The following is a 12,822-nucleotide window of genomic DNA, read 5'->3' on the forward strand; positions in this document are numbered from 1 at the left end:
CCAGTCTGACGGGAAGCGCCGCCTCGTTCAAGCGGGCAGGCTACGCCGCCTGAACGATCTTTTTGGTCAGGGCGCGAATGTCGGCTTCCGCAGACTGGATCGCCGAGGCGGTGTCCGGCCCCATGCCGATAAACAGCTTGTAGCCTTCTTCCAGACTGAAGATCTGGAGCACCGCCTGACGCGCTTGCGTATCGGTGAGTTTCGGATTGGCGGCGCGGACCACGTAAAAGATGAATCGCCCGATTGGCCGGTATAATTCCCGGACCATCAAACGGCCTTCTTCGCTTGAGCCGGCGAAGCCCCAAAGCTGGTAGAAAAACTGATGGCTATGGCGTGCGTCGCGGGCATAGAACGCGACCACATTCAGCAGGATCTCCAGCGGCGTATCGCGATCCGCTTCGAACTGTTCGAAATGCGCTTCGACATAATCGGCCAGCGCCTCGCGCAGCATGGCTTCGATCAGCGCATTCTTTGTCGGGAAGTGATAGGTGAGGTTGCCGACGGCGATGCCGGCTTCTTCCGCCACTTTGCGCAGCGACAGGCCCGCATGGCCATTGCGGGTGAACACCAGCTTCGCGGCTTGCAGAATCTTCAAGATCGTCGACTTGGTCCGGTCGGTTTTGGTGTTGGCGATCTGCACCGTCGGACGTTTGCTCTGCAGCTCGCAGAGATGGTCCCGGATGGTGTCGAGCGCCTTTTCCATGTCCTGCGCCGGCGCGTAACCGGTAGGATTCTCATTTTTTTTGAGATTTACGCTTTGATCTGTTGACGACGCCATTACTCCCCCGTAAATCGCCTGTCCTCTAGGTCGCGTGACCTAAACAGGTTTTTTCGCACTAGACAAGCCGCCCGGCGAGGCTGCAATCATAGGCGTTCTAGTTTCCCGGCTGTGCGGTGTTCTCCCCCTGCTGCACGTCGGGGGGGCTGCGGCGGGGTGACCCGCCGCAGCCCACTCCTGGACCAGAAGTTGCGAAAATCACAAAAAAGTCAGGTTATTCAGCGGCTAAGGGCCGGTTCTCCAGCCATGCCTGGAGGTCTGTGAGCGCTCGCGCACTAAGCGCGCGCTTGCGGGCGAAGCCCTTCTCCTTGCCCTTGATGCGGCGCCCCTCGGAATCGGTGCGCGGGGTCTCAATTTCGGGGAACAGGCCAAAATTAACATTCATGGGCTGAAAATTTTTCCCGGCTGAGTCGGAAACATGCCCGCCGGTCAGATGCGCGAGCAGGGCGCCGAAGGCGGTGGTCGGCGGCGGCGGGGCGATTTCGGCGCCGTTCGCCTCAGCGGCGGCGAAGCGTCCGGTGAGCAGGCCGATCGCGGCGCTTTCAAGATAGCCTTCAACCCCGGTGATCTGGCCGGCGAAGCGCAAGGCCGGGCGCGCTTTCAGCTTGAGCGAGGGATCGAGAAGCTTCGGCGAGTTCAGGAAGGTGTTGCGGTGGATGCCGCCGAGCCGGGCGAATTCCGCTTTTTCAAGGCCGGGGATCATCCGGAACACGTCGGCCTGCGCGCCATATTTCAGCTTGGTCTGAAAACCGACCATATTGTAAAGCGTGCCGAGCGCATTGTCCTGGCGCAGCTGAACAATCGCATGGGCTTTGACGCCTGTATGCGGATTGGTGAGGCCGACCGGTTTCAACGGGCCATAGCGCAGGGTTTCGGGGCCGCGTTCGGCCATCACTTCAACCGGCAGGCAGCCTTCGAAATAGGGCGTCGACTTCTCCCATTCCTTGAACTCGGTTTTCTCGCCCGCGATCATGGCGTTCAGAAAAGCTGTGTACTGAGCTTCGTCCATGGGGCAGTTGATATAGTCTGCGCCGTCTCCGCCGGGGCCTTTTTTGTCATAGCGCGACTGCATCCAGGCGATGTCGAAATTCACGGATTCTTTGTAGACGATCGGCGCGATCGCATCGAAAAAGGCCAGGGATTCCTCGCCCGTCAGCGCGCGGATCGCATCGGCCAGCGGCGCGGCGGTAAGCGGGCCGGTGGCGATGATGACATTCGACCAGTCTTCCGGCGGCAGCGCGTCAATCAGCTCGCGGCGCACTTCGATATTCGGATGCGTTTCTATCGCTGCGGTGACGCCGGCGGAAAACGCATCGCGGTCAACCGCGAGGGCGCCGCCGGCGGGCACCTTGTTGGCGTCCGCTTCGCGCATGATTAACGAACCGGCGCGGCGCATCTCTTCATGCAGCAAGCCGACGGCGTTGTTTTCCGCATCGTCGGAGCGGAAGGAGTTCGAACACACCAGCTCGGCGAAGCCGTCTGTCTGATGCGCATCGGTGCCCTGATGCGGGCGCATCTCGTGCAGGATGACGTGCGCGCCGGCATGCGCCGCCTGCCAGGCCGCTTCCGAGCCCGCGAGCCCGGCGCCGATAATATGGATGATGTTTTTATCGCTCATGGCCCGCGCTTCTACCGCAGATAGCGGCAGGCGCAACATGTTCTCCTGCGCCGGGCTGCAATTGCCCGCTACATATGCAGCGGCGGCGATTGAGCCTGCGCCGGTGGCGCGCCCGGCCTATTCCGGCTAGCGTGGCGAAAAGCGCTTTCTGGCGACAGGCGGCGCGGGGTGGCTTGGGGGTCTGCAGGGGTGGTACATGGGATTGCGTATTTTTTCCGTAGTAGGGGAGTCGCTCAATTTCGGCGGACGCCGGATGGAGACGATTGTCCGCGTGGCGTGGCTGCCGGTTCTCTTGTCGCTGGTGGCGGGGATGGCGGGGGTGTTCGCCATGCTTTCCATCGTCGCGGAGCGGCTGATCACCTTTTCCGACATTCCAACCTTTGCTGGGGCGCAGCAACAGCTCGGTCAATTCGCCGCGCGCGGTTTTCAGAACCATCCCGGCGCCATGTGGACAATCATGCTCGCCGGTCTCGCCGCGCAGGCGATCCTGACCGCGTCTTTCATGGCGCCGCTGATCCGTTATGCGGGGCTTGGTGAAAAACCGACGCCGGGTTTCATGCATGCGCCCTTCGGCCCGGACCAGATGCGCTATGTGGTCTCCAGCCTGTTCAGCCTGCTTTTCGTCGCCGTGCTGGTGTTCGGTCCGATGGCGGCGGTGTCCTTTTACACGCTGAAATACATCGTCGCGGCGATGTCGCAGACCATGGCGAGCTTTCCCGATCCGGGCAGCCTGCACACGATTGAAATCACAACCGCCGGAGACAGAGCGGCGGCGGCCGGCAAAAGCTGGCTCTATAATCGCGCCATACCGTTAAGCGCGGCGGCGCCGGTGGCGCTGTTGTTCTGGGCGTTTTTGTTTTTTCACTTCGCGCCGAAGAACCGCCCCCATGCGCCCGCAGCGGGCAGCGCCATCCTGCGCTTGCTGACGACTTTTGTTGTCGCCGCCGGATTGATGCTGGCGGCCTATTTCTTTCTCGCCGAACTGATGGTGACGCAGTTTCGCGGCAATGTGACGTTTCTCGGCTTTCTTTCCAGCATGGCGGGCGCCGCCAATATCGATATGAGCGGCATTCTCACCGGTCTCGACTTCACCATGAAGGCGCCGTCAACGCGGGTGTTGTTCTTCGGCGCGGCGTCCTTCTTTGTAATGAATTATGTGAGCATCAGATTGTTCGCCTATCCCGGCGTCGCGGTGTGCCGAAAATCCCTCGCGCTCGGCGATACGCTCGCCGTGACGCGCGGCTGGAACATCTTGCGCCTGTTCGCCATCGTGACCCTGGTGACGGCGATTTTGACTTTCGTTCAGGTCTATGTCCTGAACGCATTCCTGTTTCAGTTTTTACTGCCGCAAGTGGTGAGCGTTCTCTATCAGGCGACATCGGTGTCGACGAAGCTGGTCAATAGCGGCGTGACGGCGGACTGGGTTCGGCCGGTATTCGTCTGGAGCTGGAACATCACCAAAATCATCGCCAACATGTTCTGGTCGTTCTTCTCCTTCGGGGTGACGGCGGGTCTGTATGGGCGGCTTTATCGGGAAAGCGAAAAGGGATAGGCTGCGCGACACGCAAAGAGCGTTCAGCATAGATCCCGAGTTCGAGCGAGGAAACGTGATGTCCAGTCCACTGCCAATCGGCGACATCTTGAACGAGTCGTTTCAGTTCGGCCTGCGGCGCTGGCCCACTGTGATCCGCTACGCCTGGGCCCCGGTGGTGCTGAGTTTCATCCTGCTGGGTTTGTTCTTCGCTTCGGTTTTCGATTTTCAAGCGCTTCAGCAAATCGACGAAACAGAAGTCTTTCCCGGCTTCGAAGAAATTTTACAACTGCCCGGTCCGGTCATCGTCGCGCTCGCCATCGCGCTCTATCTGATCATTGGCGCGCTGTATTCCGGCATCATGGCGTCGATCTTCCGGCTGGTGGCGCTGGGTGAAGAGCGCCCTGGTTTCTTTCAGGTGCGGCTCGACGGTCCGGCCTGGCGGGTGTTCTGGGCGACGATCATCATGGGCGTGCTTTCCATGCTGGTCTGGGTGATTGCGACCGGTGCCGCGCTGGCGATTTCCGGCATCAGCATGGGCGACTATCTGGCTGATATGGGCGCCGTGTTGTCCGGCGCGCTGGCGGCGATTGAGTCCGGCTCGGAAGACGCATTCAATCAGCAAGTCATGACCATGACGCAATATTGGAAAGTCTTCGTGCTTTCGATTGTGGTCGCCTTCATCCCGCTCATCTATCTCGGTACGCGTCTGGCGCCGTTCCTTGCTGGGTCGGCGGCTGAAAACCGGCTTATCCTGTTCGGCTCATTCGCCCTGACGCAAGGGCGCTTCTGGTCGGTGTTCGGCGCTATGTTTTTGATGGGGCTGATGATCTTCGTCATCTCCATCATGTTTCAGATCGTCACCTCTTTGTTCGAGCTGATGATCGGTCTCGGCGGAAGCGGCGGCGCCTTCGCGCTGATCGCGATGATTTTGACCGTCGCCTATTTCGGGCTGGTGATTTTTTATTACGCCGTGATCTATGGGGTGCAGATGTCTTTGCAGGCGATCATCTATCGCCGCCTGAAAACCGGCGAATAACAAGCGCCGGGCGAAAAGGCGGGATCCGGTTTTTCCATGACCGGCGCGCAACAAATCTTCAGCCCCAGATTTCCATAATCAATCCGCGCCCATCGCGCTTGCCGTCCGTTAAGTGAATGGCGCCGTCCTCCAGCCGCGCTTTTGCGGTCAGAGCCAGCGCGCAGGCGTCATAGACATCATCGCGGGCGAGGGCCGCCGCGCCATGTTGCGCGCGCAAGGACAGAAAAATCTCCTCAGCATTCCTGACGCCTGCGCTCTCAAGGAGTGCGCGGCGTTCACTATGGCCTTCGGGATTTGATTTCTTGGCGAAGCAGGGGCGGCCCTTCAATCGCGCAAAGGCGACTTCCGGATGGCCCTCGCCGAGCCGCGCCTGACTGGCGGGCGTGACGGCGTCGTCGATCTCGCGAATTTTCGGCGTGATCATCCAGGCCTGTTTCGACAACCCGCCATAGCTATGCGCTTTGCCCCACGCATTGGCTTGTTCATAAGTTGCAAAGTCCAGCATCGGCCGGCGCGGGGAAGAAAAGACGCTGGAGCTGCGCTGCGGTTTCAACTTCTGCCGCGCCATCATCTCACAGGCGCGGCGATCACGGTCCGCCAGCCCGATCGGCATGTCGATAATCATCATCGCCGCCTCTGCGCCGGCGTCAGCCAGCAAATCCGCAAAGCGCGGCGCCAGAAAGCCGCTGGTCTCGCCGCCCAATAAATCGAGCCGCACCACAACCCAGCCGGCGCGGCAGCCATCAACGCCCAGAACGAAAGGCCGGCTGCGATTTCGCGCTATGGTTGTCGGATCACGTCTTGGCATGGGCATTGCTCAATTTGCACCGGTGCGTGTCCATTTGGTCATGGCTGGGGGATGAACTAAAGGCAAGGCGGCTCTCCGGCTTGTCAGGGGCCCTAAGGGGCGGCATCCTTAGGGAAAGCAGAAGAATGAAGATAATGGGCATCGAAGAGATCAGCGGCGACGACAATAGTGAAGGGGTGGCCGGCGCGGAGACATTCGTGCAGTCCGAACTCTTTGCGCGCACCTTCCGCGAAGGCATGGCCCTGGTCGAAGAAACTGCGAATTATCTTGATGGGGAAGGACGCGACGCGTCCAAACATCTGGCGCGCGATATTGCGCTTGCCTATGCGGGCGCGTCGATGCGGCTGACCACGCAGCTCATGCAGATCGCGTCATGGCTTCTGGTCCTGCGCGCCGTGCGCGAAGGCGAGATGGTGCTGGGCGAGGCGAGCGACGCGAAATACCGGCTGATCCCGTCGGAAGCGGCGTCTGTGAAATTCAGCTCCGAAGGCTTGCCGGAACGTCTGGTCGGCCTGATTGATGCGGCCCACCAGCTTTACAACCGGATCAGCCGCCTCGACCGTGAACTCTTCACCGGCGAAGCAAAGCCCGATGTGAAGAATGATGCGGCGGCCCAGCAGCGCGCGCTGCTGAAAGCCTTCGGCGGCCGGTAGCCTCTTCGCATATTTCTTGCGCGCGAACCCATTCGACCGGATTTGATTGCCGCGCTCGCAGGTGGACAATGCAATCCGCTACATGTGGAACGCTTGTATGGGTCCCCGCTTTCGCGGGGATGAGCGGAGGAGAGGCATGGCTTTTTATGTCTACATCGTCGCCAGCAGGAAGAACGGCACGCTCTATATCGGCATGACCGATGATCTGGAAAAACGGATCTGGGAGCACAAGGAGAAAATATTCAAAGGGTTCACCGCGAAATATGGCGTCGATGAATTGGTCTGGCAGGAAATTCACGACACGCGCGAGAGTGCATTCCGGCGCGAAAGGGCGATGAAAAAATGGAACCGCCAATGGAAGATTGAGCTGATAGAGAAGGAAAATCCCTACTGGCAGGACCTGTCGGCCTTGTGGAACGGCTAACCCAGCCGCTCATCCCCGCGAAAGCGGGGACCCATGGCGGGCGGAATTGGGTGCGCCCGTTTTACAAATGTAGGAAATTTTTGTGCGTTTCCGGTTTTGCAAAGACGGCGGCAAAACCGATAGAAATTACTTCTTGATGCCGAAGGAACCGAACTTCTGGTTGAACTTCGAAACGCGGCCGCGCTCGCCGATCTTCGCCGGGCCGCCGGTCCAAGCCGGGTGCGACAGCGGATCGATGTCGAGATTGATCGTCGCGCCGGCTTCACCATAGGTGGAGCGGGTCTCAAAGGAGGAGCCGTCAGTCATCACGACCTTGATCGTGTGGTAATCCGGGTGGATGTCTTTCTTCATGGCGGCGGTCCTTCGCGCGAGCAAATCTATAGGCTTTTCGGATTGGAGCGGGGCATATACGCGGGGCCGGGGCGCTTCGCAAGCCTCAAATCGCAAGAATCGCCCCCAGTCTATCAATACCGGCGCCGCCGACAGGCGCAATCGCAAATCCCCGGCCGCCGATCTAGCGCCTTCGCAGGTGCAATGCTATGGATCAGGGCAATCGCCGCCCCTTCCGCCAATCCTTATATGCTGGCTCGAGTTTGATGCGTTTCTGGTTGTTTTTGCTCGCTGTTCTCCTGGTCATCGGTGCTGCGACGGGACTTCGATTGCGCGCCTTTAACCAGTTTTCGGCGATCGAGCCGGTGGCGCTGGCGCGCTGTCTGCCAGTGGCCGGGATCGCCGGGCCGGAAGACATCGATATTGACCGGATCCGCCGCCGCGCGATCATTTCTTCGGTGGACCGGCGCGACGACGCGGCGCGCGGGGCGATATACAGCTTTGATCTCGATGATCCGCTGGCGGATACGGGCTGGCGCGACCGCACCGGCGGCGTTCCCGCTGATTTCCGTCCGCTCGGTCTCGACTATTATGAAGACGGCGATGTGCGCCGGCTCTTCGTGGTCAACGAAGCCGCGCCCGGAGTCGAGCTTTACGATGTGGCGGAAAATGGCGACCTGACGCATCTGGAGACCTTTGCAGAGCGGCGGGTGCTGAGCCCGAACAGCGTTGCGGCGGTCGGCCCGCGCCAGTTTTACCTGAGCAATGATCTGCGCCCGGGCCGCTATTCACCGCTCGCCGGCTTGCATTTCGTGATGCGCGCCGGGCTTGGCGAAGTGTTTTACGTCAATGGCGATCAATGGCGCGTGGCGGCGGACAAGCTGCGCTTCGCCAATGGGCTGGCCCTGTCGCCGGATGGCGCGACATTTTATGTGGCGGAGACCGCCGGCAATGCGGTCAAGATATTCAGCCGCGATGCGGAATCGGGCGCGCTCACCCCGGACAAGACCGTTTCGCTGGATGCGTCGCCGGACAATCTCACCGTCGATGGGGAGGGGGCGGTCTGGATCGGCGCCTTGCCCAAGCCGCTGGTCCTGCCGCGCCTCGCCAAGGATGCGGACGCCTATGCGCCGTCGGAAGTCATCAGGCTCGCGCCGGACGGATCGTTCACGACCGTCTATCGCGACGATGGACAACAGCAATCTGCAGCGACGGTCGCTGCAAGGCTCAAGGACAAGCTCCTGATCGGCGCGCTTTATGAACAGAAATTCCTGTTCTGCGAGTTGCCGCCAGGGGATTTGCCTGCGGGATCAGAATAAGCGAAGAAACGCCCCATGAAATACGTCTCCACTCGCGGGCGCGCGCCCGCCGTCGATTTTGAAACTGCGCTGCTGGCGGGTCTCGCCCCGGATGGCGGGCTCTATATGCCGGAAAGCTGGCCTTCCTTCAGCGTCGAAGAGGCGCGGGCGATTGGCTCGCTGCCCTATGCCCAGGCCGCCGCAGAGATCCTTTCGCGCTTCGCCGGCGACAGCTTCGACAAGCACCAGCTCGCGGCCATGACCAAAGAGGCCTATGCATCGTTTACGGATGATGCGGTGGCGCCGGTCACGCCGCTGGGCGGTGACGATTACATGCTCGAGCTGTTTCACGGCCCGACGCTGGCGTTCAAGGATTTTGCGATGCAGATCCTCGGGCGGCTGTTCGATGCGGCGCTGGAACGGCGCGACGAACATCTGACCATCATCGCCGCAACGTCCGGCGACACCGGCTCGGCGGCGATTGAAGCGTTGAAGCCGTGTTCGCGCGTCAACATCGCCGTGCTCCACCCGGAAGGGCGCGTCAGCGCCGTGCAACAGCGCATGATGACTTCTGTGGTTGCGCCGAATGTCATGAACATCGCCGTCAAAGGTTCCTTCGATGACGCGCAGGCCATCGTCAAAACCCTGTTCGCGGATGAGGCGTTTGTCGCCGACGTGCATTTGAGCGGCGTCAATTCGATCAACTGGGCGCGTCTCGCCGCGCAGACGGTTTATTACTTCACGGCATGGGCGAAAGTCGCTGACTTCAAAGAATCGGTGAACTTCGTTGTCCCTACGGGAAATTTCGGCGATGTCTTCGCCGGATACGCCGCCAAGAAAATGGGCCTGCCGATCAAGACGCTCGCTGTCGCCGCCAACGCCAACGACATTCTCCATCGCGCGATTTCCAGGGGCGATTATACGCCGGGCGCGGTGAAGCCGACCGCTTCGCCATCAATGGATATTCAGGTGGCGAGCAATTTTGAACGCTTGCTGTTTGAAGCAAAGCATCGCGATGCGGACGCCCTGCGCGCGGCGATGGAAGGCTTTGCTGCAAACAAGGGCATGAAGATCGACGATGAAACGCTTGCCGCGATCCGCAAGGATTTCGTTTCCGATGCCGTCTCCATGGAGGAGACGCTGGCCGAGATTGCGCGCCATTACAAAGAAACCGGCGCGCTGATTGATCCGCATACGGCTGTGGGCCGCGCCGCCGCGATCCGCCTGCGTGATGAGGGCGTGCTAACCGGCAAGACCATCACCTTGTCGACAGCGCATCCGGCGAAATTCCCCGAAGCGGTGAAAGAAGCGACCGGGCAAACCCCGGCGCTGCCTGATTTTTATGCAGACCTGTTCGACCGGCAGGAAAAAATGAGCCACGCGCCGGCCGATCCGGAAGCGATCAAAACGCTGATCCGCAACGGGTTCGGGCGCTAATATGAGCAAAGTGCATGTGCTGGCCAATGGCGTGCGGGTCGTCGCCGATCCGATGCCCGGTCTGGTGACGTCGGCGCTCGGGGTTTGGGTCCATGCCGGTTCCGTTGATGAGCGCCAGGGCGAATTCGGGATCGCGCATCTGCTCGAACATATGGCGTTCAAAGGCACCAAGAAGCGCTCGCCGCTCGCCATCGCCGAAGAGATTGAAAGCGTCGGCGGCTATCTCAACGCCGCGACCAGCCATCAGCGCACCGGTTATTATGCGCGCATCATGAAAGACGATCTGGCGCTCGGCGCGGACATGCTGTCCGACATTCTCGCCAATCCGCTGTTCGATGAAGAAGAACTGGCGAAAGAACACGAAGTCGTCGTGCAGGAAATCGGTGAGGCGGCGGACACGCCTGACGATGTTGTCTTTGAAAAACTAACGGAAGCCGCTTGGGGCGCGCATCCGCTGGGCCGCCCGATCCTCGGCACGCCGGACAGCGTGCGCGCGCAGACGCCGGACAGCTTGCGCGGCTTCATGACGCGCTGTTACCGGCCGCAGGATATGATTGTCGCGGCCTCCGGCGGCGTCGATGAAGATGCGTTGTTCAAGCTCGCCGAAGACTGGTTCGGTGATTTCGCGTCCAAAGGCGAGGGGACGGCGCGCGCCGCGCCGCACTTTGCCGGCGGGCTCACCCATGACAAGCGCAAGATCGAACAGACCCATCTCGCCATCGCCTTTCCGGGCGTCGCATCGGGCCATGAAGACTATTTCGCAACCCGTCTTTATGCGGATATTCTGGGCGGCGGCATGTCCTCGCGTCTGTTCCAGAAAATCCGCGAAGAACGCGGGCTCGCCTATTCGGTCTACGCCTTTGCGGACGGCTTTCAAAACGCCGGTCTGCTCGGCGCCTATGTGAACGCCGAAGCCAAACATATTCCCGAAGCCGCGAGCATTATTCGCGACGAAATGCAGGCGACGGCGGCTTCCATGAATGAAGCGGAAGTTGCGCGCGGCAAGGCGCTGTTGCGCTCGTCGCTGATGATGGGGCTTGAAAGCCCGGCCAATCGCATCGAGGCGGCCGCCGGACAGCTCTTCACCTATGGCGCGCTGATGGGCGCCGATGAAATTCTCCGCCGCATCGACGCGGTCACGGTCGATGACATGCAGCGCTGCGCCAAGCGCGCCCTTGAAGGTCCTTGCGCGATTTCGATTGTCGGCCCGTGCAAAGCGGATGCGGTTGAGGCGGCGTTGGCGGTTTAGGCGCGCGTCTTATGGTGGAGGCTCCTCCTCCCCCGTTTACGGGGGAGGTGTCAGCGTAGCTGACGGAGGGGGTTAACCCCCATCGGTCGTCTTACCAAAAGATGAATCCGGCCCTGGCGCGCGGTCACCCTATCTTAGCCACTTCCCGTTAATCTGTGTTCACCATGCAGGGGTGACCACGGATGAATCACTACGACCTTATCGTTATCGGGAGCGGCCCGGCGGGCCGGCGCGCGGCTATTCAGGCGGCGAAATTCGGCAAGAGCGTGCTGGTCGTCGAGCGCGGGCGCCGCGTCGGCGGCGTCTCGGTGCATACGGGCACTATCCCGTCGAAAACCCTGCGCGAAACGGCGCTCAACCTGTCCGGCTGGCGCGAGCGCGGCTTTTACGGGCGGGCCTATCGGGTCAAGCAGGACATCACTGCGGATGATTTAAGCGCGCGGCTGCGCATGACCTTGAGCCATGAAGTCGAAGTGCTCGAGCATCAATTCGCGCGCAACCAGGTGACGACGCTGAAAGGCGAGGCGCAATTCACCAGCGCCCATGAAATCAAGGTCACGAAAGAAGGCGGCGATGTTTCGCTGTTCACCGCAGAGCGTTTTTTGATTTGCGTTGGCACGGTTCCGTTCCGTCCGGACTATGTGCCGTTTGACGGGGAGCATGTGCTCGACAGCGACGACATTCTCGACCTCAAAACCATGCCGAAATCCCTCGCTGTAATCGGCGCCGGGGTCATCGGCATTGAATACGCCACGATCTTTTCCGCGCTGGACGTGCCGGTCACCTTGATCGAGCCGCGCGACACCATGCTCGATTTTGTCGACAAGGAACTGGTCGCCGACCTCACACATCAGTTGCGCGATCGCGGCGTGCAATTGCGCTTCGGCTCCAAGGTCGCGTCGATCACCCGTGAAGACGGCAAGCGCTGCGAAATCTCGCTTGAAGACGGACGCGTGGTGCGGGCGGATACGGTGTTGTTCGCCGCCGGTCGCATGGGCGCGACGCCGAGCCTCAATCTCGAGGCGGCGGGGCTCGCCACCGATCATCGCGGACGGCTGTCAGTCGATCCGGCGACATTCCAGACCGATGTTGCGCATATTTACGCTGCGGGAGACGTCATCGGCTTTCCGAGCCTTGCATCGGCTTCGATGGAGCAGGGACGCATCGCCGCCTGTTGCGCGTTTAACGAGCGCGCCCACAAGCCGCCGGAATTCTTCCCCTACGGAATATATGCGGTGCCGGAAATTTCGACCGTTGGCCTGACCGAAGAAGAAGCCCGCGAGCGCGGCATTCCTTATGAATGCGGAATTGCGCGCTTCCGTGAAACCTCGCGCGGCCACATTATGGGCCTCGACAATGGCATGCTGAAAATGCTGTTCAGCCTCAAGACGCGCAAACTGCTCGGTTGTCACATTGTCGGCGAGGGTGCGACGGAGCTGATCCATATCGGCCAGGCGGTGCTCAATCTCGGGGGCGGGCTCGATTATTTCGTCGAGAACACGTTCAACTATCCGACCCTCGCCGAAGCCTACAAGGTCGCGGCCCTCGACGCCTATAACCGCATGCCGGTGCAGCAATCCGAAAAGGACGCCCGCCCGGCGCCGCACAAGATGCGCGACGCCATCGAGGCGAAACTGAAAAGGGCGTAAGCGCTGCG

General features: G+C 60.8%; 13 protein-coding genes. 9 read left to right on the top strand and 4 right to left on the bottom strand.

Annotated elements, in window-relative coordinates; translation table 11 throughout:
* Positions 1-40: 40 nt before the first annotated feature.
* The gene (locus AC0L8G_RS09790) at positions 41-778 is read right to left on the bottom strand and encodes a TetR/AcrR family transcriptional regulator (protein ID WP_473388658.1); all 738 of its coding nucleotides are present in this window, start codon (positions 776-778) and stop codon (positions 41-43) included.
* Positions 779-992: 214 nt separating this feature from the next.
* Positions 993-2,396: a methylenetetrahydrofolate--tRNA-(uracil(54)-C(5))-methyltransferase (FADH(2)-oxidizing) TrmFO gene (trmFO, locus tag AC0L8G_RS09795; protein WP_473388660.1), complete on the bottom strand. Its 1,404-nt coding sequence runs from the start codon at positions 2,394-2,396 to the stop codon at positions 993-995.
* On the opposite strand from trmFO, the gene AC0L8G_RS09800 reads away from it, so the two are divergent.
* The 3 genes from AC0L8G_RS09800 (at position 2,395) to AC0L8G_RS09810 (ending at position 4,966) form a co-directional block, all read left to right on the top strand.
* On the top strand, positions 2,395-2,526 hold the full coding sequence (locus AC0L8G_RS09800; RefSeq protein WP_473388661.1) for a hypothetical protein: 132 nt from the start codon (positions 2,395-2,397) through the stop codon (positions 2,524-2,526). The genes trmFO and AC0L8G_RS09800 overlap by 2 nt on opposite strands.
* 66 nt (positions 2,527-2,592) lie before the next feature.
* Positions 2,593-3,948 carry a hypothetical protein gene (locus AC0L8G_RS09805; RefSeq protein ID WP_473388663.1) on the top strand — a complete coding sequence of 452 codons (1,356 nt, stop codon included), beginning with the start codon at positions 2,593-2,595 and terminating at the stop codon, positions 3,946-3,948.
* Between the two features lie 58 nt (positions 3,949-4,006).
* On the top strand, positions 4,007-4,966 hold the full coding sequence (locus AC0L8G_RS09810) for a hypothetical protein (protein WP_473388664.1): 960 nt from the start codon (positions 4,007-4,009) through the stop codon (positions 4,964-4,966).
* A gap of 58 nt (positions 4,967-5,024) precedes the next feature.
* On the opposite strand, the gene AC0L8G_RS09815 is transcribed toward AC0L8G_RS09810, so the two are convergent.
* Positions 5,025-5,774, bottom strand: coding sequence for a DUF429 domain-containing protein (locus AC0L8G_RS09815; RefSeq protein ID WP_473388665.1), 750 nt, complete (start codon positions 5,772-5,774; stop codon positions 5,025-5,027).
* A gap of 125 nt (positions 5,775-5,899) precedes the next feature.
* Here AC0L8G_RS09815 and rcdA point away from each other — a divergent pair, with 125 nt between their 5' ends.
* Together rcdA and AC0L8G_RS09825 are read left to right on the top strand one after the other, a co-directional pair.
* Positions 5,900-6,427: a protease adaptor protein RcdA gene (gene rcdA, locus AC0L8G_RS09820; RefSeq protein ID WP_473388667.1), complete on the top strand. Its 528-nt coding sequence runs from the start codon at positions 5,900-5,902 to the stop codon at positions 6,425-6,427.
* A 136-nt stretch (positions 6,428-6,563) separates the two neighbouring features.
* Positions 6,564-6,851: a GIY-YIG nuclease family protein gene (locus AC0L8G_RS09825; protein ID WP_473388668.1), complete on the top strand. Its 288-nt coding sequence runs from the start codon at positions 6,564-6,566 to the stop codon at positions 6,849-6,851.
* A gap of 126 nt (positions 6,852-6,977) precedes the next feature.
* Here the strand turns inward: AC0L8G_RS09825 and rpmE are convergent, their stop codons facing one another.
* Positions 6,978-7,202, bottom strand: a complete 225-nt coding sequence (rpmE, locus tag AC0L8G_RS09830) for a 50S ribosomal protein L31 (protein WP_473388669.1) — start codon at positions 7,200-7,202, stop codon at positions 6,978-6,980.
* Between the two features lie 245 nt (positions 7,203-7,447).
* Between rpmE and AC0L8G_RS09835 the strand changes: the two genes are divergently transcribed.
* From AC0L8G_RS09835 to sthA, 4 genes are all read left to right on the top strand, one after another.
* Entirely contained in the window at positions 7,448-8,500 is a 1,053-nt protein-coding gene (locus tag AC0L8G_RS09835) for an SMP-30/gluconolactonase/LRE family protein (protein WP_473388670.1), read from the top strand.
* A gap of 15 nt (positions 8,501-8,515) precedes the next feature.
* Positions 8,516-9,916 (top strand): threonine synthase, encoded by a 1,401-nt coding sequence (thrC, locus tag AC0L8G_RS09840; RefSeq protein ID WP_473388672.1) that lies wholly within the window; start codon positions 8,516-8,518, stop codon positions 9,914-9,916.
* Position 9,917: 1 nt separating this feature from the next.
* On the top strand, positions 9,918-11,165 hold the full coding sequence (locus AC0L8G_RS09845; protein WP_473388673.1) for a M16 family metallopeptidase: 1,248 nt from the start codon (positions 9,918-9,920) through the stop codon (positions 11,163-11,165).
* Positions 11,166-11,347: 182 nt separating this feature from the next.
* Positions 11,348-12,814 (top strand): Si-specific NAD(P)(+) transhydrogenase, encoded by a 1,467-nt coding sequence (gene sthA / locus AC0L8G_RS09850; protein ID WP_473388674.1) that lies wholly within the window; start codon positions 11,348-11,350, stop codon positions 12,812-12,814.
* The last annotated feature ends 8 nt before the right edge of the window (positions 12,815-12,822 follow it).

Source organism: Hyphococcus sp. D3-15 (assembly GCF_055809375.1).